Below are 19945 nucleotides of genomic sequence, written 5' to 3' on the forward strand. Positions count from 1 at the left end.
GCGATCATACGCCCGAGCCTGCATCGCTCTCCGGGTGGTCCATCGGCCTCCTCACTACCGAGCACACCCACGCCTAGTTCCCAGCAAATTTGCGTGGTTCCCCTGGCGATCTGTAGCTTGGCCTCATCAAGTTTTTAACAAGGCGAGCCCAATGCAAAGTGAGATGACAAACCCAGGGCCGGGGCCATCCGCAAAGGGGCCATGCTTTCGCGTGAGCCCATCCCTCAATCGCCAACCTGCCGGCCACGACGGCAAAGGCTGGAACCGCCTGGCCATCATCCCGATGGAGCCGATCGACCGGTGTCTGCTGCGTCCGAAGTACCGCCAAGCCGCTCTGGACACGCTTCGCGGGATGGGCCGCTTTGGGGAGCCAACGGCGTACTACGCTTGCACCTCCGCGGGCGCCTGCCAGGCCTGCGGCCTGACACGGCAGCCACGTGAGCCATGGCTGGAATCCTGGGAAATTGAGGAAGCCACCAACGGAGCGCTGTTCATCTGCTCGATCGGTGCGGCCCGGGCGCCTGTGCACACCTTCACCGGGTGGTCAGCGCTCCTGCAAGGCGTTGATGCGCCGATGCTGCGCCGGCATATTGAGAATGGCCGATCCACGTGGAGGGCGGCATGAAGCAACGTCATCTACGCGCAGTCAAGCGGGGCAGCGCGGGCTCGGTTCAGCTGGAGATTGTGAACCTGCTTCGGGAGGCGGCCTACCGGCGCCGGATCTCGGAGGTATGGACCGATTTTGTCGCGCTGGCCGCCATCACGTTTGCCCAGATCGATCGGCGCGGCCACGCCGAACGCGAAGCTGAGTACTTGCGGATCGTTGGGCGCTACACACGGGAGGAGTTCGGTGCCCTCGTAGGCGCATTTGCGCGGTTGCCGCTGGCTTTCGAGGCGAATGTGGGACCGGGAGGCGTACCTATCCACTTCGCCGACATCCTCGGCGAGATCTACATGGCTCTGGACCTTGGAAACAACGCTATGGGTCAATTCTTTACGCCGGGCGAGGTCAGCAAGCTGGTAGCGGCGATGACCATGGACCGGGAGTCCATGGAGGCGCATATTGCCCGCAAAGGGTTCATTTCCGTCCACGAGCCGGCAATGGGTAGCGGTGCGATGCTGATCCAGGTGGCTGCAGTCATGGCCGAAGCGGGTCTGAACTACCAGCGTCACCTGGTTGCGGTGGGCGTCGAGCTGAGCATTATCGCCCTGCATATGTCCTACGTCCAACTGACGCTCCTGCACATCCCTGCAGTGCTGATTTGTGGCAACAGCCTGACATTGGAACACTCTTCTGTCTGGTACACACCGGCCTACATCCTCGACGGCTGGGCAGCCCGTTTCCCGGTTTCGCCTCATGAACCAATGCGAGAAGTGGCCCTGCACGCCAGACCGACCCCTGAAGGCGATGCTTTAGCTGCCTGACATATAATTCGGCGTATAATGCGACTGCGTAATAAATTCACTATGCACAAAAATATCTACGACAGCATGAAAGCGGGCCTGGTTGCAGCAGCCATGCTCATGGCACCGATTGCGGCCTGGAGTGCACAGACGAACTGCCCGGAGAGCTATGCAGCCGGCTTTGCGCCCGAGATCTGGCACGAGAAGTTGGCCAAGGACACGGTCGAGCTCTGCTCGTCCCAGTACGGCGTCGTCTATTCCAACCTGACCCGAACCCCGCTGTGGTCCGCCGAGAACCTGAGTCCCGGCCGGTTCTCGCAACCGCGCGAGTTCCCTCGGTATGACGTTTTCTATGAGGACAAGCGGATCCCATTCATTTGGCGCTCAACACTGAATGACTACCGGGGAAGCGGCCTGGACCGTGGCCACCTCACACCGTCGGCCGACGCCAGCAATCCGCACTCGGACTATGAGACGTTCGCGCTTACCAATATTGTGCCGCAGAGTGCGGACGGCAACCGGAACGCCTGGGCAGCCATCGAGAAAGCCGTGCGGTCCCTGGCCCGGCACCGGCAGGTCTTCGTGATCACCGGCCCCCTCTTCATTCAGGAAGAGGGTAAGCCCATTCGTTGGCTCAACCGTCGCGTCGCCGTTCCATCCCATCTCTACAAGATTGTCTACGACCCCGCGGGCAACGCCGGCGGTGCGTACCTACTCGAAAACCAGGACTCCAAGCGGCCGCGCGAGGTTTCGATTCAGGAGATTGAGCAGCTCGCCAGGACTCGCTTCTTCCCTGATACAGCGGCCATCCGGCCTATGAAGTTGCCCCGACCGCGATGGGATTGAACGTCGTCGCAGTGGCCGCGTCGTCGGCATCAGCCTCTGGTGCTGCGCATCAGTCGTGGGATGCTGCGGCCGGCACGAACGGAATTTGTTCAACCATAACGTGGCCAAACTTGAGGGGCGGGGCGACCTGGTGCCGGGAGAGGGAATATGCAACTAACCGCCTAGAGACCAATCAAACCCAGAACATGAGGCTTGCAACGCGAAGGCCTCCCGGCCGGGAGCAGCATAGGTAACACGCATCGATGGCTACTGGCATGAGAGCTTTCTTGAGAGAGCCTTCATGCGAGGGTGCCATGCACAGGACGAGCTTCCGGGGCCAACGAAAACAATGCTGTAAACCCGCAAAAGGAAGCACGCACATGCGTAGGGGAGGTGAATCGGCTGCGGGGTGCCGAGTCCCTTCACGCTGGCACTCTCGACCTATGATCGCCGCGACAGCGCAACAATTGTTGCGCTGTCATCAGCCCGGAGGATCTACACCACGCTGAAGCGTTACAGCGCTGAGGCCCTTATCCGACTTTGCTTCACCCGCGACGGCAGCCAGATGTTCAAACGTGGCGCCGGCCCGCCGGCGCAACCAGCCTGGACGGGGTTTGGTAGCGGGTGTCTCCGACACCTTGGGAGACGCTAGTCAAGTTCGCGCGCCTCGCTCTGGTCCACGAGCGACGCCTGGCCATCCTTCCATTCGACATAGCCTCGGTGCAGCCGGAAGGGCGAGGCCTCGTCCACGAATCCCAACGCGCTGCCGACCTCCTCGGGCGTATCCCCGCGGTCGAACCGAATCGCGGCGTAGGTATTGCGAAGCGTCTGGGGGGACAGCCGGCTTACCCTTCCGTCCGCGATCCCCAATGCCTCCAGCTGAGCCGTCACGCGTCTGAACATGGAGGCCGCGTGCATCGCGCGCCCGTCACCTGCGGTCGGAAATAACCAATCACCAGGTAGGCCGGCACTGGCGAGCAACTGTAGCCAAGTCTGCATCGCCGGGCGGGCAACCTCAAGCAGCTCCACCGGGGTTTGATGGACCCGCTTCCCCATCTTCTGCGGGACTGCAATTGTCCTTGCAGAAGCTTCAACAGCCTTCCGTCTGAGCACTTTGGCCTGGGAGACCTTCACTCCAGCACCGTAGAAGAGGGCAAGCAGCGCCAGGTCGCGATATCCGCGCCATTGGTCGCCGTTTACCGTGATCGCCCGCGGCAGCTGAGGTACCCGCGCCAGGTAACCCTCGATGGCCTTACGCTCGTTCTCATCCAGGAATGTGGTTGGTGCATTTTCGCCGTCGGCCAGCTTCTGCTGGACGGCCACGCTTGCCGGGTTATGCATACCGGGCCGCAACGTGGTCAGTTGCTGGAACACGCGCTCAATGAGCCGAGCGTAGCGGTACCGGTGGTGCTTGTGCAGGTCGGAGTCGTCGAGGAACTCGCCAATATGGTGCGCCTCCCAGGCGGTGATGGAGAGCTTGCGTTCGGCGGTCCAGCGCAGCCACTTGCGCCACATGAAGCCGTAGATCTTCGCGCTACTCTCACTTACACCGCGCCGCGCCAGCCAGTGATCGAACGCGCGATCAGCATCCATTTTCCATTCGGCGAACGTGCTGCCGAAGAGGGCTTGCTGTGTGTTGCGGGTGCGATCGCTGGCTTTCATAGGGATTCTCCGTATATCGGGCTCACCTGAGGGTTGGGATTGTGTTGAGGATACCCGAGCAACGCCCAGAAGGACGCAAAAATCCCTTGAAAATAGGCGTCGTCGTGGCAATATCGCGTGCAGTGTTGCGCGGCAGCCCATCTGGCCCGCCAGCACGTCAACCACGGAAACTACGAACCGATATGGCAACGAAAGCTAAAACAACTGCGAAGGCCGCTGCAAAGCCGGCCGCTAAGGCTCCGGCCAAGAAGGCTGCTGTGAAGCCGGCCGCGAAGGCTGCAACGAAGACCGCCGTCTCGGCACCGGTGGCCAAGCCGCTGAAGGATACGTTCAACAAGTCCAGCCTGCTTGCCCACCTGGTCGCGCAAACCCAGCTCGAAGCCAAGACGGTGAAGACCGTGCTGGCCCATCTGGAAAACACGATCGTCAGCGCGCTGCACAAGAAGGGCGCCGGCGAATTCACGCTGCCTGGCCTGCTGAAGGTGACGGCAATTCAGGTTCCCGCCACCAAGAAGCGCTTCGGCAAGAACCCGTTCACAGGCGTCGACCAGTGGTTCGCAGCGAAGCCGGCGTCGGTGAAGGTGAAGGTCCGCGCGCTGAAGAAGTTGAAGGACGCTGCACTGTAAGACCGCTATGCCGGTCTCCAAACAGAAGGGGGCACGTCGCTCCCTTTTTTTTGGCTAACGCTGTGCGATCCCCGTACTCGCCAGCCCGCGTTTTCCGAGGCGCCCCGGGAACTACACGGCGCGAGAGTACACTTGCCCACACAGATGCGAGTGAGCTGCGGCGCCGGGAAGTTGGGCGCCGGCCCCTGAGAAGCACAGATCCGGCAAGTTTCGGCGCTGTGCCTTTGACACCCTCCCGTCGTGTACTGTATATATATACAGTGTACACACGGAGATCCCATGCACGCCATCTTTGCCGCCGAGAAGGCAATTCAGGAAAAGCTGCCCGCTATCGTCAATCGGCACCGAGAGAGTGGCCACCTGACCTGGCGCCTGCTCCATCAGATCGAAGCGGAAGTACTGGCCGAGCTCTCGTCGAGTGGTCGCCACGCACCCATGGTGATTTCAATGCTCCGATCGAGCGAATTGATGGGCTACCCGCGGGACGATTCGCCGGCCTCTCTCGAGGGACATGACGTCGTCCCGGTGGCATTCGCCGCGATCGTGAATGCCTGGGGTACCCTCAACTGAGGGTGATAAGGGCAGTCCTCTTTAGCCGGTAGTCAAAACGCGTAGGGCACGACAGACCAATCCTTGAGCACCTGATAGTCCGACTCCGGTAGAACAATTTGCCCCGCTTCTGCCGCCTCGAGGATCTGCTCACCGACCCATGAACTCAGCCGATTGCCGTGGACCATATAGAAGAACCACGCAAACCGGTGACCAGCGCGAACATCAAAGCGAAGGAGCTCATCCCATAGGCCAAATGCGGTACGTCCGCGTTTGGCCGCGATTTTGGGAAGCCGCTTGGTGGCCGTCCACGCAGGAATCACGTTCAGGTGGCGCTTGCCGTTCGGCGCCGTGTAGTCGCTGATCTCGAAGACCCAGTGCCTGCTTAGCTCCGCGCCGCTTTGTCCTGCGCTGGAACGCTCCCAGTCCGCAATGAAGCGTGCCAGGCGAGGCTTCGTAGACCGCAACTCCGGGTGTTCGTCAAAGAACCTGGTTTCGCGCACCTCGCCGGTCTCAAGGTCCTTGAACCGCAGGACCTTCTGCGCCATCTGCGCTTTCCGCTCGCGATCGAGATCTTCCTCAAGTTGCAGAACGTCGACCAGGTTCGCCAGGCCTTCGAGGGCATAGCTGGCCTTTCCCATCGGTACCTTGTCATCGAGCAGATCGCCTTTGCATCCTTCCAAATTGCGCAGGTCGTCTTCATCGCGCGGCGCGCCCCAGGACTCCTCGCTGAATAGCCGCCGCTCGATGTAGACCTGGGTTTGACTGACCAGCAGTTGGAAGAACTCAGCCGGCCCAGCGCCATATGGGGCGACGAGGCGGATCTTCGTGATCTCCGCTCCGGATAGCCGTAGCCCGCTACCGCGATGATTGTTCCACACGGCTCGCCAGTTGCCGCCGGCGGCCGATAGCTCATGCTCGATCCACTCGCGGTACTCGCCCAGCGGCGTCCCATCCTCAGCGATGACCAGGCAGCGCGACAGCACCATCGAGAATCCGTCCCGCTCGTTCCCTAAACGGACCGTATCGAGTCCGGCTGACCGCTTGAGCGCGGCGATAAGGGCCCTGTGCGCCTTTTCCGCGGCCGCGGCGGACACGACGGCTTCCAACAGGTCTCGGGACGGAAATCGAGTAGCGGTCATATGCAGATTCGGGAGAAGGTGACGTGGTCGGATGGCGCCACGTGCATAGCACGCGACACCACCGCCTTTGCTTGCACTGGCGACATGCAGCGCAAAGCTTAGCTGAAAGCTCTCGCTGTCTAGGCGAAAAAGGGGCAAACCACCCGACTAACTCCAGGCAAAGGATACTGCAAAGCAGCTACACTCCCGGCTATTACAAAACCGACATCGAAATAGGGAGAAGCATGGCAACCACCTACAAGGAACTACTCGCACGACGCGAGCAGCTCGAACAGCAGATCGCTTCGGCACGTGCCAATGAGGTAGCGGCCGTGATCAGCCAGATCCAAGATCTGATGGAATCGTACGGTCTGAGCATCGACGACATTGCCGGTAAGAAGCGGCGGGGCCGTCCTGCCGGCTCTGCCAAACCCAAGGCCAAGACCGGCGATACCCTTCCGCCGATGTATCAGGATCCGAAGACCGGCAAGACCTGGTCGGGCCGGGGTCGTGCACCGGCATGGCTGGGCACGAACCGAGCGCGCTTTCTGATCAGCTGAGCATAGTCGCACTGGGCTGGGCTGCCGATCAAACTGTGAGTTTGCGCGGTTACCCACCTTCCGTGTTTAGATATCCAGTACCGAGAGAACGTCGCTAGTCACCCCGGACGCCACCTAGCGCGAGGCTGCGAGCGGCAGAACGACTACTGGTTATTATGAAGATGAAGATGCAACCGAGGTGCTGGTCAACGCTGTTGACGGTGGTTATCGGGTTGGCGGCCACTAGCGTCCGGGCCGACGGCTACGCGAGCCGTCCTATTGGCTGGCAGGTAACACAGCCCACCAGGTTCATGGTGTCCGGAGTCCTACAAATGGACGGCTCCAGGGAAGTCATCAAGCCCATCCACGCAATCGTCACGGCGGACTCGGAAGACGAAGCCGTCTCTCAGCTTGCCCAGTCAGCAAAGCGTCAGTATCCAGGCTATACGCTGATTTCCACCCTGACTTCGCCGGTCCCTGTTACAGGCAAGTGCGAGATCCACATCTGAGGGCTCCAACCAGGTCCTCGATGACTGCTTAAGGTCGCTCCAGCCGCCTATATTGATTGAAGTGTCGAATCGCACGATGGCTATCCCCAAGCTCTTGGTGTAAGCGCGCCGCGTTGTAGTGTGCATCGGCATCGTCCGGCGCAAGCTCAATGCAACGGTCGTAGGAAACCACGGCCTCCCGCGCCGCGCCCAAGTCCTCCAGGACCACGCCCAGATTGAAATGCAGGGTGGGATCGTCGTGCAGCTGCTCCAGCCCCAGCCGATATATCTCCGCAGCATCGGCGTGCCGCCCGCGGCTGACCAGGAGACAGCCGAGATTCAGGTAGGCGTCACGGAAAGCCGGAGCGGCCTGAATCGCCCGCCGGTAGGCCGCTTCGGCGGCTGATGGATCGGCGGCCTCCAATTCGCACGCGAGGACGAAATCGCCATGATGCTCGTCTGCTGCCTCGCCATCGCCCCCAAGCAACACAACGTCGGCCGACCCGCTCTCCGCTTCCAGTGGGATCACGTATTGGCCCGAATCAATCAGCCAAAATTTGCTACCTTCCCTTGCCGCGAGTCGATTGCCAACAGCAGTGATCCGAACAGCCGACAGGTGCCGCTCGTTGTTGAACTCCCGCAATCGACGTAACGCGCGAAGGATCTGCGCCCAAGAGATGTGCGCCGTTCGCAGTGAATGCGCTGTGCGGATCAGCACCGCATCCTGGAACGAAAACCGGAATTCGCCGCGCCCGCCACGGTGAGGCTCCACCAGGCCGGCGGACATCAGACTGCCGATCATGCCGCGCGTCACTCCCAACATCGCCTGGATGTCACGAACCGTAAGACCGGCGGGCCGCATCACGCTGACTTCTTTGAGGCGCGGCGGATCGGGGTGGGGGCGGCCGGGGTCGCCCCTCGCCGCACGGGTTTGCGTGGTGCAGCCTCCTTCACCTTGGCGGATGCCGCGCCCTTGCGATTCAGACTCGCCCGAAGGGCTTCCATGAGGTCGATGACCTGCCCGGTCGGGGACAGCTCAACCGGCTCCGGTGACACGATCTGTTGGCCAGCGATCTTGGCATCGATCGCCGCCAGGACGCGCACCTTCTCGTCGTCCTTGAACAAAGGGGCGTCGTAAGCATCCTCGGAAGCCTGCTCGATGAGCTGGATTGCAAGCTTCAGCTCTGCATCGGACACTTCGACGTCTTCGATGTGCAGATCCGCGATACTTCGAACCTCGTCGGCAAAGAGCAGTTGCTGGAATACCAGCCCGCCCTCGACCGCTCGGATCTGCACCACGTGCGACTTGCCTTTCGACGCCCACTTTGCAATGGCGCACCGCTGCGTCTTCAGCATCGCAGCATGTAGCAAGCTGTACGGCTTGCCCCCTCTCTTGTCTGGCGCGATAAAGTAGGCCTTGTCGTAGTAGAGCGGATCCACAGTCTTCACCGGAATGAATGAGACGATTTCGACCAGATGGTTGGGGCTCTCCTCTATCGCCTTGAGTTCGTCGGGGGAGAAGGTCACGAAGCGATCCTTCTCGAATTCGTAGCCCTTGACCATGTCGGCACGTTCGACCACTTTCCCGGTTTGCTCTGAGACGTATTGCTGCTTCAGCCGCGAGCCGTCCTTAGTCAGCAAGTTGAATCGCACCGCAGTACTGGTCTCGGTGGCCGTGTACAGCTTCACCGGTATCGACACGAGACCGAACGACAGGGAAAGGGAGGCGAGTGATCTTGCGGGCATAGCGGACTCCAGGCGCGGGAGATTCGTGATTCAGCTTAATCGCTTGAGCGCTTCGGTCAAAGACTGGCGCGTAGACCAGTAGTCCCGCCACGGATCCGTAATCCGAAAGCTCAGATGCTCGCGCGCGTCCCGGACTGTCCATTGAGCGGCACTTTTGAGCTTCGGGAGTTCCTCCCAGTGCACTGGCATGGAGACGCCCAAGCCGGGCCGCGCACGCGCGGAGAATGCCGCCACCGTGGTCTGGCCAAGCCCGTTGCGCAGGTAGTCGACAAATATCCGGCCCTTCCTGTTCGCCGGCCCGGATTTGGCAACGAAGCGTTGAGGAATCGTCGTGGCGAGGTGGCGCACCGCCGACCGAGAGAACGCCTTGACCTCCTCGAAGGGCCGCCTCGGCGCGAGCGGCACCACGACGTGCAAACCCTTCCCGCCGCTGGTCTTCAGCCAAGCCTTGAGGCCAAGCTCGTCCAATAGTGTCTGGACGAGCAGGGCAGCCTCCTTGACCTGCTCCCACGCCACACCCTCGCCCGGGTCGAGATCGAAAATGACTCGGTCCGGCGCCTGGATACGGCTGGCTGTCGAGTTCCAGGTGTGGAACTCAATCACATTCATTTGAGCGGCTGCGACGATAGCGTCGACCGAGTCAACGGTCAGCAGCGCGCCATGTCCCGGCCATTTTCCCGGATCCAGGACGGTAAGGCCGGGCATCGCTGACTCGGCATGCTTCTGAAAGAACATCGCCGCTTCGATCCCATCGGGGGCCCGAACGAGCGCCACTGGCCGGTTCTTGAGGTGGGGTAGCATGGCATCGGCCACGCTCTCGTAGTAGCGGACGAGCTCGACCTTTGTGATGCCGGTGGCCGGATCGACGACTCGCTCTGGGTTTGTGACCGCGATCGAGACCGGCCCGCGGATCGATGCCGCCGTCACCGCCTCGCGCCGAATCTCCGTCGCGGGCTTGTCCGACCGCATGCCTTTAAACGATGCGTGTCTGACGTGGCCAGCCGGCGTCCATTCTCCAAACGCGACCTCCGCGACCAATGAGGGCGTGACCCAATGCACAGCACTGGAGCGTGGCGCATGCGCCCGCCCGGGCCCTCGCGGGCCGCCAGCAAACGGTCTGGCTTCAGTACGAAGCCGCTCCAGCCGCAGCCGCAGGTCGGCCGCAGTCTTGCTGTCCCAGCCGGTCCCAACGCTACCGACGTAGCGGAGCTCGCCCTCCTCATACACGCCCAGGAGCAGCTTGCCCACTTCGCCGACCGCCCCGGCCCGGTCGGCGAAGCCGCAGATGACAAACTCCTGTCGCAATCGGCATTTCGCCTTCAGCCAAGTCGGAGAGCGTGTCGACGTGTAGGGGGAATCGGCGCGCTTGAACATCAGGCCCTCGAGCCCGAGCTTACACGCGGCCAGGAAGACCTGTGATGGGGGTGCATCGAACGCCTCGCTGAACCGCACGCGGGCGGACCTGCCTTGCACCAGGTGTTCAAGTTGTGCGCGGCGCCGGATGAGCGGCACCTGGCGCAGGTCATATCCCTCCCAGAACGGCAGGTCAAAGGCAAAGTAGACGATCGCGTCATTGCGCTCGCCGGCGATCGCATTCTGCAGTGCGTTGAAGTCGGGGAGCCCGTCCCGCAGCACGACAATCTCGCCGTCGATCCAGCCTTCGGATACGTCCAGCTTTTCGATCTCCGCCGAGAGGCTCCTCAGCTGGCTCGTCCAATCATGCCCGCCGCCGGTGATCATGGCCACCTTGGCATTGATGATCCTGGCGAGCATGCGATAGCCGTCGAACTTGGTCTCGATGATCCATCCGTCGCCGCTCGGTACCGTGGGCGTTGCCATTGCGCGCTGTGGCACAAGGCTTGCCGGTGTCCTAAAGCGTGGCGCGTCGTCGACCGAGGGCACATCGCCGCCCGCAGGCGCCAGGGTGAGGGCAGGTGGGTCGAGCGGGCCGAGCGGCTTGGCGACAACACTGTCGGGAAGCGCAGTGACAACATCGAACTCTGTCGCCGGCCGCGCCCACTTGTCGCGCTTCTTGAAAAGCATCCACTCATCACTCTTGGCGCCGGGCTTCGAGATCCGCACGAGCTCCCACAGGCCAGCCAGCTTTTCCCCATGCAGCGCAAACACTAGCTTGCCTGTCTCCAGCCCAGCGCGCGGGTCTCCGACCGCTGTCCACGTCCCCCGATCCCAGACGATGACCGAGCCGGCCCCATATTGGCCTGGTGGAATCTGGCCCTCGAAGTCGGCGTACGCGAGTGGATGGTCCTCGACGTGGACCGCCATCCTCTTTTCGCTCGGATCGAAACTTGGGCCCTTCGGAACGGCCCAGCTCACCAGCACATTGTCGAGCTCAAGGCGGAAGTCGTAGTGCAATCGCCGCGCCCAGTGCTTCTGGACGACGAAGCGCTGGGTGGCACCGGTGTTTAGCCCCGACTCCAGCCCGGCGGCGGGCTCGGGCGTGACGTTGAAATCGCGGCGCCGACGATAACGGTCGAGCGGTGTTTGCGTCTGACTTGGAGAGGCAGAGCCTACGGACTTAGCCATCGCACCTGTGGCTCACTACCCCCAAACACGCTTCGCGGTCATTCCAATTCCCCGTGGGACCTTGCTGCCATGAAGTGTAGTTCCATTCGCGCCATGGCCAGGAGCGCGGAGGACAGTGGCCGCACGCTCCTTCTTATGATCGATCCAACCATACCCGCCGCTGTCATTCATGACGGCGATACGCGTCGCGGTCTTCGATCTCCGCTATGCCTGGAATGTTGCGCCTCGAAGTTGTGGGCCACTTTCACGCGTGAAAGTATCCAAAGTTTCTTCCGCTTGAACAACTAGACTTGTAGCTATCGTTGTGCATTGCATCATTTCCTGCGATCCCTTGCCCCACAAAGCTCATTAGCCAAATTCTGCTTCAAGTAGGGTTGTGGCTATCGGCGCCGGCCGCGTCAACTAAAGTTGTAACGCGATGGCCGATTGCAGCGAGTCTTGTGTCGCAACGCTCGGTCGGACCCAGACCGTTGGTTAGAGAGGAAGGTAAAGGCACACGCGTTATGCCGAGGTACTACTTCACCGCGTCCGATCTGTTCACCCATCTGCCTCACCGGCTACAGAAGCTGGTCGCGAAAATTGAAGACCATGCGGAGTTACGCATAGAAGCGGTGATTACAGACCAAAAGCGCATGGCTTGCGAGTTCGGCAAAGGAAAGGCGATCATCCTGGTGCCTGAAAGCGGTGTTCCGCGCAAGGCGTCGGTGTTCCACGAGCTTCTGCACCTGGGACGGTATTTTGTCGATGGCGTGCCGAAGCTTGTCTACTGCGACGATGAGCACGAATTTGAGGACGAGGCCGACGCGAGAACCCAAGACCGATTTGGATTCCTGGACAATCAGATCGAGCATCTGTTTATCGTGCCCCGAGAGCTGGCACGGTATAGGAGCGAACGACGCTACTGGGAAGAGCGGATGGGCAATTTGCTTGCGGCGCCCGAGCGTTCTGATTGCGACGTACTACTCGCGTGGGAATTCGTCCGTCGAGTCCTGAAGGGCGGGGTTCTGCTTGACGCTGCACAGGCGCAGGTCGACCAGCGGGGCTTGGCCGGCGCCTGCGATCGGCTCCACCACGCCATCGATGAGTCGAAGGAGGCTGCAACGCTGTACCTCTTCGAGACGGTCGCCCCCGCGTATCTCCCCCGAGCGTGCCTGGACTACTTCCACCAGCGGCACGAGATCCCACTGGCCAGTTGGGAGGTCAAGGTCAAGCGGGAAATTGCGGAGGAGTGACACAGCGCGCCGGAGTTGGCGGCCATCTTCGCGGACTAGGCGGGGCAGCGTGCGGCACAGCGCCGGAGGAGATTCCAGCAGCGGCGCCAGCAATGAAGGATTAGTGGTTAGTAAAGGCCCGTTTTCGGGTCGAATTCGTCCATCATCTCGTCGAAATCCGGGGCATCACAGCGATCGCGTCGCGACTTTTCCCCCGGGAATGGCGACGGCCCCCATTGCATTGGCCATCTGGTCCACTTGCGCGCCCGGATTTGATCAAAAAGGAGCCCCTGTCTCACAGTGGCGTGGCGATACGACTCACCGGATTGAAAGCGCCCGGGATTGTCCATAAGCCAGTCGTAAGCGAGAACGGCCTTCCTGCAATGTTGCCATGCCCCGAGAATCAAGGCGATCTGCACCATCTCGTCATCTCCTGCCATGCTGCGCAGCTTGCCTGGTCGCTTGGAGGGCGTGGCCGCTACTAGCTCGACGATGAGAACTTGGTGTTCCGCAAAATACGTCTCCAGCAGCTTCGGCTGCGCCGATGCAAGGGCATGAAGTCGTGCGATTGCTGGCTCCCTTTCAAGGGCTAAATCAAGAAACTCCCAACCATGCCCGATCGCTGCATCCCGATACCGCCACTCACTCATTGTCTTCTCCCAAACGCCCACATATGTCCAGAGCCGAGAACGCCGCGATCAAACGAGGTGCCTATCAAATCTGCATATTCAAAATCGACCATCAGGATCCGAACTGCGGCACCGGGCATGAATCCAGCGCCGCGACGAACAATGCGCCTGCAAGCAGTCGTACCCGCTCACATGCCTGGTGTCTGGCTCTCAACCTTCGGCCGGCCCCAGCATGCAATTGCCAGACGCACCATGGCGACGCCAACGGCGATTCCGACGGCGCTAAGGCCAAGCTGGGCAACCGATTGCCAGAAACCCGCAGGGTTCTCCCCAAACTGACGTACCTCCCAGCTTAGCCCAAAGGTCGCCCACAACAGCATCGCACCCGCGAGAATCGATTGGAAGGGACGTTGGACGGTCCATCGAATCGCCACGATTGGCGTGTACGCGACCCAGAGCCCCCACGCCGTAAAGGCTGCTGCGACAGCGAAGTGGACGTTCGAGAATCGCCAAGCCGGATTAATTACCGCAGCCCCCGCCGCCAGCGCGGCGCAAGCAAGGCTGAGGCGAAGCGCCACCGTCGGCCTTGCTGGCTGCTTGCCTGTAGCGTCGTCGACGAGGATAAGAAGCCAGACGACAGCCAACGCTAGCCAGGAATACGCGACGCCGGAGACGAGGTGCTCAATAAGTGTGGGCGCCTCAAGTGAGCGGAACATCGCACGTTCATGCGCGCGGAGGGCTGGCACGATTGTTTGCTGTGCTGCAGCCAAGCTCCGGTGGTTCAAAAGTAGGGTACAAGCTGCGGACAGCAAACCAGCGAATGCCACCCATAGAGGGATTGAAGCAGGAATGACACGGTTTCTCATCGAGTAATGCTCCTTGAAAGGCGATGTCCCATTACATCTACCATTCTTGTATAGCGTCGTCGTTGGCGCGCATAGCGGCGCGCTCAAAGAATTCAAGAGCTGCCCTCTAACTTGAACAAGGTCACAGGTCGGTAGCGTGGGTGGATGACGGCGTCCTGACCCAGCCTGCCCACTGTCCTAATACGGTTCCTGGTCGACCCAGTCAATTAAACGGACAGCCTTCCGAGTGCGGCCGCGCCAACTGCTGCGCGCTGTCTTCCTTGCCACGGATGCCGGCCCGCGTTGCGCCGGGCCGCCGTGCAAGAGCGCAAGGCGGCGATCGCCCCGGTCAACCTGGTCACGGGCGTGAATTGTTACGTGACAACCGCCCGTGTTAGGGGTCATGCCAAGATACGGGCAATCCGCTATCACAAGCCTTTTGGTTATATAGATTGTGACCTTTATTCCTGTGTAGCATAAGCGGTGGCTAGATTTCCTTAGCTGCCATCGATCACGGCGGCGGGAATGCTGTCCAGGTTGGGAAAATAGTGCAGTTGCTGAAAGACTTTCAGCAGGACCAGCAGGCCAAGCCTCGAACCCTGGCCCCGTGTGAAGCGGGCGGCCCAGTCCAGCTCCTCCGCGTCCGGCGTGCACCACGCCTGCAGCTCCTTGGTGGAGAAAACCTTCGGGAAACGCGGGTAGGCGGTACGCTCGACGGTGGCCATACAGGATCTCGGCAATCGCTGAAGGACCAGCCAGTCTAACGCTCCCGAGAAGCGCTACACGCTGATCGTGGCGCTGCTCAACCACATGCGCGTGCGCTCGCGGGACGATCTCGCGGAAATGTTCATCCGCCGCATGGGCGCGATCCACAAGCGGGCGCGCGACGAGATGGAGCGCATCCAGTCCCGCCAACGTGCGCAGATGGAGAAACTCGTCACTGTGCTCGACGGCGTGGTCGATATCGTCGCCGATGGCAAGGATGACGCCCAGATTGGCCTGCAGGTGCGCCGCTTTCTCGCGCCGTCTGGCGATCTGGAGCCGTTGCGCGAGAGCTGTGCCGAGGTACGGGCCCTGAGCGGCAACAACTATCTGCCACTGCTCTGGCGGCATTTTCGAGCGCACCGCTCGGTGATGCTGCGTCTGGCGCAGGTGCTGGAATGGGAGTCGACCAGCCAGTCGCGTACGCTGCTGGCAGCGCTGGAGGTGATGCTGGACAACGAATCGCTGCATCGCGAGTGGATCGCTGCTGAGGTCGATGTCAGCTTCGCCTCGGAACGCTGGCGTAAGCTGGTCCGCCGCCCGCACGACCAAGGGCCGCCAACCAACCGGCGCTATCTGGAACTTTGTGTGCTGTCGCATATGGTCAACGAGCTGCGCTCGGGCGACCTGTGCGTCGTGGGGTCGGACGCCTTTGCCGATTACCGTGCGCACTTGCTGCCCTGGCGCGAATGCGAGCGGCGCTTGCCGGAATACTGTGTCAAGCTCGACATGCCGGCCAACGCGGAGGACTTCGTCGCGCATTTACGGCAGTGGCTCGCCGACGCGGCGCGCAAGCTGGATACCAGCTTCCCCGACAAGCGCCAGCACGTCACCATTGGCCAGGATGGCGAGCCGGTGCTTAAGCGTACCGTCGCCCGGGAGATTCCAGCCAGCGCCATTGCCTTGCAGCAGGCACTGATCCGGCGTATGCCCACGCGCAATCTGCTGGACGTGCTGGCCAACATCGAGCACTGGACGCACTTCACGCGGCATTTTGGCCCGCTCTCAGGCAGCGACCCGAAGATTCGCAATGCGGCAGAGCGCTATCTGCTGACCATTTTCGCCATGGGCTGCAACCTTGGGCCTACCCAGGCCGCGCGGCATATGGGGGATCGGGTCACGCCGCACATGATGTCGTTCGTCAACCGCCGACACCTGAGCCTGGAGCGGCTCGAAACCGCGCAACGGGAGCTGATCGAATTGTACCTGCGGCTCGACCTGCCCAAGCACTGGGGCGATGGCAAGACCGTCGCCGCCGACGGCACCCAGTACGACTTCTACGACAACAACCTGCTGGCCGGCTATCACTTTCGCTATCGCAAGATGGGTGCGGTGGCCTATCGCCACGTGGCGGACAACTATATCGCCGTGTTCCGGCATTTCATCCCTCCCGGCGTGTGGGAAGCCATCTATGTCATCGAGGGGCTGCTCAAGGCTGGCTTGAGCGTCGAGGCCGACACCGTGCACGCCGACACCCAGGGCCAATCGGCCGCCGTGTTCGCCTTCACGCATCTGTTGGGCATCAAGCTGATGCCGCGCATCCGCAACTGGCAGGATCTGAAGCTCTATCGCGCCGATGCTAACACCAAATACAAGCACGTCGACCGGCTGTTCTCAGACACGGTCGACTGGGACCTGATCGCGTTCCACTGGCAGAACCTGATGCAGGTCGCGCTGTCGATCCAGGCTGGAACGATCTCCTCGCCGCTCCTGCTGCGTCGGTTCGGCTCGGAAAACCGCCGCAACCGCCTGTTCCTGGCCGCGCAGGAACTCGGCAAGGTTGTGCGCACGGTGTTCCTGCTCGATTGGATTGGCAGCCGCGAGCTACGTCAGGAGATTACCGCCACCACCAACAAGATCGAGTCCTACAATGGCTTTGCCAAATGGTTCTCGTTCGGTGGCGATGTGCTGGCCGAGAACGATCCCGACGAGCAGCAGAAGCGCCTGCGCTACAACGACCTGATCGCCTCGGCCGTGATCCTGCAGAACACCGCGGACATGATGCAGGCCCTGCGTGCCATGGTAAAGGAAGGGACCAAGGTCGACGTGGCCGATATCGGCTTCCTGAGTCCCTATCTCACCAGCAATATCAAGCGCTTCGGCGATTACAAATTGAACCTTGAGCGGGTGCCAGAGGCCTGGATTCGCGATAGCCTCTTTGCTGGCCCCGCTCACTCCGTCCGCAAACCGCGTCATGCCTGACACCAATACCCCTTATGGCAAGGTCGATACCCTTGCGCTGCAGGCTCTGCAGGAGTCGTTTGACACCACCGCAATTTTGCGATTAGTCGACCAGCTGGAGGCTATCCGCGCGCGCTGCTGTGATCCGGCTGGCCTACGTGACGACTTGCTGCGCTTGCACGGCATGGCGCACACCGTCATCAACGGTGCAGCCTTGTCATGCTCGACCACTGGGCCCACCCTGGTCGATCAGGCCGAGTCGATCCTTGAGGAGTTGGATGACTGGGTTCTGCTGCTCCGGCGCGCCGTGCAAGCGCTTCAGCCTCTGCAGCGATTGCACTCGGAAGCATGATGAGCACTGCCAAATGACTGCCACCATCGTCGGGATCTTTCTGATTGTCTACCTGGGGATGATTCTCGGTGGTCTGCCGTTCTTTCAACTGGATCGGACGGGCGTGGCATTGCTTGGCGCGATTGCCTTAATCAGCGTTGACGCAGTGAGCCTGGAGGCGGCAGCGGGCTCCGTTCATCTGCCGACGGTGATTCTGCTCTTCTCCTTTATGGTGGTGTCAGCCCAGATGCGACTCGGTGGCTTCTACGACTGGGTCACACACCGGTTCGCCTCGTGGTCCTATCGCCCATCCGGGTTGCTCGCGGCGCTGATGCTCGGGGTCGCGGCACTATCGGCAGTGTTCAGCAACGATATCGTTTGCCTGGCGGTTGCGCCGGTACTGATCGAAGCCTGTCAACGGCGGCACCTTGATCCGGTACCTTATCTCCTGGGACTGGCTTGCTCGGCCAATATTGGCTCCGCAGCCACCTTGATCGGCAACCCGCAGAACATGCTGATTGGCCAGACCTTGCGCCTGCCGTTCTTTGGCTATATCGCCGAAGCTGCAGTCCCGGTGGGGCTTGGCCTGCTCGCAGCTTGGGCGGTGATCGCCTGGCAGGCGAGAGGCCAGTGGGCGCGGTCCGCGTGTGCGCCAGACGCGTTAGCGGGTGCTGTGAATAGCGGCAATGACGTGCCGCTCGATCGCTGGCAGACCGCGAAAGGCCTGATGGTTGCTGCCGCGCTGCTGGTGGCATTCCTCGTTGGTCCGTGGCCGCGTGAGCATGTGGCACTGATCGGCGCAGGCGTGCTGCTGCTAAGCCGGAGAATGCATTCCACCCGTACGCTGGGCCTGGTGGACTGGGAAGTCCTGGTGCTGTTCATGGCGCTCTTCGTCGTGAACCATGCGATTCAACAATCCGGCGTTGCTCCGCAAGTCATCAGCGATCTCGCGGACGCCGGGCTCCATCTCGATCAGTTGGCCCCATTGTTCGGGGCAACGTTTGTGCTATCGAACCTAGTCTCCAACGTGCCCGCCGTCATGCTACTGCTCCCGTTGGCACACCACGAGTTGGCTGGACCGCTGCTGGCACTGGTCAGCTCCCTGTCGGGCAACCTGCTGATCGTCGGCAGTATCGCGAACATTCTCGTCGTGGATGCCGCAGCCAGGCGAAACATCCACATCGATTGGCGTCGCCACGCCACGGTTGGTATTCCGGTCACGCTCCTGACCCTGGCGATCTCCGCGATCTACCTGACCCTACGGGTACGTTTTCTCACTTCAGGAGCATAGCCAGCGCCGCCGGATACGACCTGGGCTCGCCATTGCTGCCGGTGGGGATTGCCAAAATGGTTGTGCGCTATTGCCCGGCGGTCTACGATCCAATCGATGTTTGGTGGCCAGGAATGCGCGTGCTGGCGTTCGGGCTTCCCATGCCGTCCAACTGGAGCAAGTCGCATGGCAACGAACCTGTCGAAGCCCGCAAGCCGCGGCCTCCCATGTCCATTTTGCAGCCCGGAAGGGATCGTTGAGCGCAACGCGCTCGCACACGTTCGCTACGACAAGACACCGGTCACGCCGGGCCATGCATTGATCCTCCCCAATCGGCATTTCGCGGACTATTTCGACGCCACGGATGAGGAGTTCTCGGCAATGCACGCGCTTGTCCGCGTCATGAAGGCGCGCATCGAGGCGGAACGCCATCCCGACGGATTCAATGTCGGGATCAATGTGGGTGTCCATGCTGGGCAAACGATCATGCACGTCCACATCCATCTGATTCCGCGCTATGCCGGCGATGTGGCGAACCCACGAGGAGGCGTTCGCGGCGTGATTCCCGCCAAACAAAACTATCCGGCGACCTGAACCCCACGCCGCGGCCAGGGAGGCCAGCGCTAAGCTTGCGGCTTGCCTGCGGACAAGCGCCTCTCCGCTTGCCAACGGACGCCGGCGCAGCAGACGAAAGCAATCGCCGCCCCGGCGACAACATCTAACGGGAAATGCAGTCCTGCGATGCAGCGCGCAGCCATCACCCAGCCCAAGATCAGCAGCAGCAGCGTCCGCCCCAGCACCCTAGCACGCGCCCACAGCAGGAAGACGATCGCGGCCGCCATTGCCGCGTGGCCGCTGGGGAAGGCATAGGGGTCGCCTGCCGGCAGCCGGGGCGAAATATCCGCCAGTAACAGCGCCGGCCGCGGCGCACTCACGACGAGCTTCGTGACGCCCACGGCGCCGACGGTCGCGACGAAGCATAGGCCAGACAGAATCAACTCGGTCCCCATGGTGCCGTACCGGTCCGGACGCCTTTGGCTGCGTCGCTGCCGATCACGCCATAAAGCGCAGACGACCGCTTGCGCAGCAAAGGCTCTCGGATCAAACAGCGCGAACGTTACGCGCAGCACGGTGAGATCGATAGGGCCTAGCCGATGGGCGAGCGCCGACAAGAGGGCGCTGTTGCCTGGCATGGCCAGTTCGTTCAAGAGC

At 61.6% G+C, this 19945-nt stretch carries 19 protein-coding genes and 2 pseudogenes; 12 read left to right on the plus strand and 9 right to left on the minus strand.

Features of this window, described 5'->3' with window-relative positions:
- Positions 1–211 precede the first annotated feature (211 nt).
- The 3 genes from ACREYQ_RS33610 to ACREYQ_RS33620 are packed head-to-tail and all read left to right on the plus strand — an operon-like array spanning position 212 to position 2250.
- On the plus strand, positions 212–625 hold the full coding sequence (locus ACREYQ_RS33610; RefSeq protein WP_432263573.1) for a hypothetical protein: 414 nt from the start codon (positions 212–214) through the stop codon (positions 623–625).
- Positions 622–1425 (plus strand): N-6 DNA methylase, encoded by an 804-nt coding sequence (locus ACREYQ_RS33615; protein ID WP_432263574.1) that lies wholly within the window; start codon positions 622–624, stop codon positions 1423–1425. The genes ACREYQ_RS33610 and ACREYQ_RS33615 overlap by 4 nt, the downstream gene beginning before the upstream one ends.
- A gap of 42 nt (positions 1426–1467) precedes the next feature.
- Entirely contained in the window at positions 1468–2250 is a 783-nt protein-coding gene (locus tag ACREYQ_RS33620) for a DNA/RNA non-specific endonuclease (RefSeq protein ID WP_432263575.1), read from the plus strand.
- A 627-nt stretch (positions 2251–2877) separates the two neighbouring features.
- Here the strand turns inward: ACREYQ_RS33620 and ACREYQ_RS33625 are convergent.
- Positions 2878–3891 carry a tyrosine-type recombinase/integrase gene (locus ACREYQ_RS33625; protein ID WP_432263576.1) on the minus strand — a complete coding sequence of 338 codons (1014 nt, stop codon included), beginning with the start codon at positions 3889–3891 and terminating at the stop codon, positions 2878–2880.
- Positions 3892–4073: 182 nt separating this feature from the next.
- On the opposite strand from ACREYQ_RS33625, the gene ACREYQ_RS33630 reads away from it, so the two are divergent.
- Together ACREYQ_RS33630 and ACREYQ_RS33635 are read left to right on the plus strand one after the other, a co-directional pair.
- Positions 4074–4517 carry an HU family DNA-binding protein gene (locus ACREYQ_RS33630; protein ID WP_432263577.1) on the plus strand — a complete coding sequence of 148 codons (444 nt, stop codon included), beginning with the start codon at positions 4074–4076 and terminating at the stop codon, positions 4515–4517.
- A 279-nt stretch (positions 4518–4796) separates the two neighbouring features.
- Complete coding sequence (locus tag ACREYQ_RS33635) at positions 4797–5087, plus strand: DUF2471 family protein (protein ID WP_432263578.1); 291 nt, start codon at positions 4797–4799, stop codon at positions 5085–5087.
- Positions 5088–5119: 32 nt separating this feature from the next.
- On the opposite strand, the gene ACREYQ_RS33640 is transcribed toward ACREYQ_RS33635, so the two are convergent.
- Entirely contained in the window at positions 5120–6175 is a 1056-nt protein-coding gene (locus ACREYQ_RS33640) for a hypothetical protein (RefSeq protein ID WP_432263579.1), read from the minus strand.
- A gap of 257 nt (positions 6176–6432) precedes the next feature.
- Here ACREYQ_RS33640 and ACREYQ_RS33645 point away from each other — a divergent pair, with 257 nt between their 5' ends.
- Positions 6433–6747, plus strand: coding sequence for an H-NS histone family protein (locus ACREYQ_RS33645; RefSeq protein ID WP_432263580.1), 315 nt, complete (start codon positions 6433–6435; stop codon positions 6745–6747).
- 311 nt (positions 6748–7058) lie between these two features.
- Positions 7059–7235 (plus strand): hypothetical protein, encoded by a 177-nt coding sequence (locus ACREYQ_RS33650; protein ID WP_432263581.1) that lies wholly within the window; start codon positions 7059–7061, stop codon positions 7233–7235.
- A gap of 28 nt (positions 7236–7263) precedes the next feature.
- Here the strand turns inward: ACREYQ_RS33650 and ACREYQ_RS33655 are convergent, their stop codons facing one another.
- From ACREYQ_RS33655 to ligD, 3 genes are read right to left on the minus strand one after another with little or no spacing between them, the layout of a single operon-like run.
- Entirely contained in the window at positions 7264–8076 is an 813-nt protein-coding gene (locus tag ACREYQ_RS33655) for a tetratricopeptide repeat protein (RefSeq protein ID WP_432263582.1), read from the minus strand.
- On the minus strand, positions 8076–8960 hold the full coding sequence (locus ACREYQ_RS33660) for a Ku protein (protein ID WP_432263583.1): 885 nt from the start codon (positions 8958–8960) through the stop codon (positions 8076–8078). The genes ACREYQ_RS33655 and ACREYQ_RS33660 overlap by 1 nt, the downstream gene beginning before the upstream one ends.
- Positions 8961–8990: 30 nt before the next feature.
- Entirely contained in the window at positions 8991–11504 is a 2514-nt protein-coding gene (gene ligD, locus ACREYQ_RS33665; protein WP_432263584.1) for a DNA ligase D, read from the minus strand.
- Positions 11505–12007: 503 nt separating this feature from the next.
- Between ligD and ACREYQ_RS33670 the strand changes: the two genes are divergently transcribed.
- Positions 12008–12736, plus strand: a complete 729-nt coding sequence (locus tag ACREYQ_RS33670; protein ID WP_432263585.1) for a hypothetical protein — start codon at positions 12008–12010, stop codon at positions 12734–12736.
- 107 nt (positions 12737–12843) lie between these two features.
- Here the strand turns inward: ACREYQ_RS33670 and ACREYQ_RS33675 are convergent, their stop codons facing one another.
- The 3 genes and pseudogenes from ACREYQ_RS33675 to ACREYQ_RS33685 all read right to left on the minus strand — a co-directional run.
- Positions 12844–13365, minus strand: coding sequence for a hypothetical protein (locus tag ACREYQ_RS33675; RefSeq protein WP_432263586.1), 522 nt, complete (start codon positions 13363–13365; stop codon positions 12844–12846).
- A 167-nt stretch (positions 13366–13532) separates the two neighbouring features.
- Positions 13533–14210, minus strand: coding sequence for a hypothetical protein (locus ACREYQ_RS33680; protein ID WP_432263587.1), 678 nt, complete (start codon positions 14208–14210; stop codon positions 13533–13535).
- A gap of 485 nt (positions 14211–14695) precedes the next feature.
- A pseudogene (locus tag ACREYQ_RS33685) lies at positions 14696–14914 on the minus strand (DUF4158 domain-containing protein); the annotation flags it as partial.
- 49 nt (positions 14915–14963) lie between these two features.
- On the opposite strand from ACREYQ_RS33685, the pseudogene ACREYQ_RS33690 reads away from it, so the two are divergent.
- The 4 genes and pseudogenes from ACREYQ_RS33690 to ACREYQ_RS33705 form a co-directional block, all read left to right on the plus strand.
- Positions 14964–17153: pseudogene (locus tag ACREYQ_RS33690) on the plus strand (Tn3 family transposase); the annotation flags it as partial.
- Positions 17146–17484 carry a Tn3 family transposase post-transcriptional regulator TnpC gene (gene tnpC / locus ACREYQ_RS33695; RefSeq protein WP_432263588.1) on the plus strand — a complete coding sequence of 113 codons (339 nt, stop codon included), beginning with the start codon at positions 17146–17148 and terminating at the stop codon, positions 17482–17484. The pseudogene ACREYQ_RS33690 and the gene tnpC, both read left to right, overlap by 8 nt.
- A 13-nt stretch (positions 17485–17497) precedes the next feature.
- Positions 17498–18754, plus strand: coding sequence for an anion transporter (locus ACREYQ_RS33700; protein WP_432263589.1), 1257 nt, complete (start codon positions 17498–17500; stop codon positions 18752–18754).
- A 165-nt stretch (positions 18755–18919) separates the two neighbouring features.
- A complete protein-coding gene (locus ACREYQ_RS33705) occupies positions 18920–19327 on the plus strand; it encodes an HIT family protein (protein ID WP_432263590.1) in 408 nt (135 codons plus the stop codon).
- 29 nt (positions 19328–19356) lie between these two features.
- On the opposite strand, the gene ACREYQ_RS33710 is transcribed toward ACREYQ_RS33705, so the two are convergent.
- Entirely contained in the window at positions 19357–19941 is a 585-nt protein-coding gene (locus ACREYQ_RS33710) for a phosphatase PAP2 family protein (RefSeq protein ID WP_432263591.1), read from the minus strand.
- Positions 19942–19945 lie beyond the last annotated feature (4 nt).

The organism is Cupriavidus sp. TMH.W2 (assembly GCF_050847365.1).
Classification (GTDB): domain Bacteria; phylum Pseudomonadota; class Gammaproteobacteria; order Burkholderiales; family Burkholderiaceae; genus Cupriavidus.

Excerpts from the sequence above, each read along its gene's own strand:
- ACREYQ_RS33650 (WP_432263581.1), top strand. The coding sequence starts at position 7,059 with ATGGACGGCTCCAGGGAAGTCATCAAGCCCATCCACGCAATCGTCACG.
- ACREYQ_RS33615 (WP_432263574.1), top strand. The coding sequence starts at position 622 with ATGAAGCAACGTCATCTACGCGCAGTCAAGCGGGGCAGCGCGGGCTCG.
- tnpC (WP_432263588.1), top strand. The coding sequence starts at position 17,146 with ATGCCTGACACCAATACCCCTTATGGCAAGGTCGATACCCTTGCGCTG.
- ACREYQ_RS33655 (WP_432263582.1), bottom strand. The coding sequence starts at position 8,076 with ATGCGGCCCGCCGGTCTTACGGTTCGTGACATCCAGGCGATGTTGGGA.
- ligD (WP_432263584.1), bottom strand. The coding sequence starts at position 11,504 with ATGGCTAAGTCCGTAGGCTCTGCCTCTCCAAGTCAGACGCAAACACCG.
- ACREYQ_RS33675 (WP_432263586.1), bottom strand. The coding sequence starts at position 13,365 with ATGAGTGAGTGGCGGTATCGGGATGCAGCGATCGGGCATGGTTGGGAG.
- ACREYQ_RS33660 (WP_432263583.1), bottom strand. The coding sequence starts at position 8,960 with ATGCCCGCAAGATCACTCGCCTCCCTTTCCCTGTCGTTCGGTCTCGTG.
- ACREYQ_RS33625 (WP_432263576.1), bottom strand. The coding sequence starts at position 3,891 with ATGAAAGCCAGCGATCGCACCCGCAACACACAGCAAGCCCTCTTCGGC.
- ACREYQ_RS33645 (WP_432263580.1), top strand. The coding sequence starts at position 6,433 with ATGGCAACCACCTACAAGGAACTACTCGCACGACGCGAGCAGCTCGAA.
- ACREYQ_RS33620 (WP_432263575.1), top strand. The coding sequence starts at position 1,468 with ATGCACAAAAATATCTACGACAGCATGAAAGCGGGCCTGGTTGCAGCA.
- ACREYQ_RS33670 (WP_432263585.1), top strand. The coding sequence starts at position 12,008 with ATGCCGAGGTACTACTTCACCGCGTCCGATCTGTTCACCCATCTGCCT.
- ACREYQ_RS33630 (WP_432263577.1), top strand. The coding sequence starts at position 4,074 with ATGGCAACGAAAGCTAAAACAACTGCGAAGGCCGCTGCAAAGCCGGCC.
- ACREYQ_RS33700 (WP_432263589.1), top strand. The coding sequence starts at position 17,498 with ATGACTGCCACCATCGTCGGGATCTTTCTGATTGTCTACCTGGGGATG.
- ACREYQ_RS33705 (WP_432263590.1), top strand. The coding sequence starts at position 18,920 with ATGGCAACGAACCTGTCGAAGCCCGCAAGCCGCGGCCTCCCATGTCCA.
- ACREYQ_RS33680 (WP_432263587.1), bottom strand. The coding sequence starts at position 14,210 with ATGAGAAACCGTGTCATTCCTGCTTCAATCCCTCTATGGGTGGCATTC.
- ACREYQ_RS33635 (WP_432263578.1), top strand. The coding sequence starts at position 4,797 with ATGCACGCCATCTTTGCCGCCGAGAAGGCAATTCAGGAAAAGCTGCCC.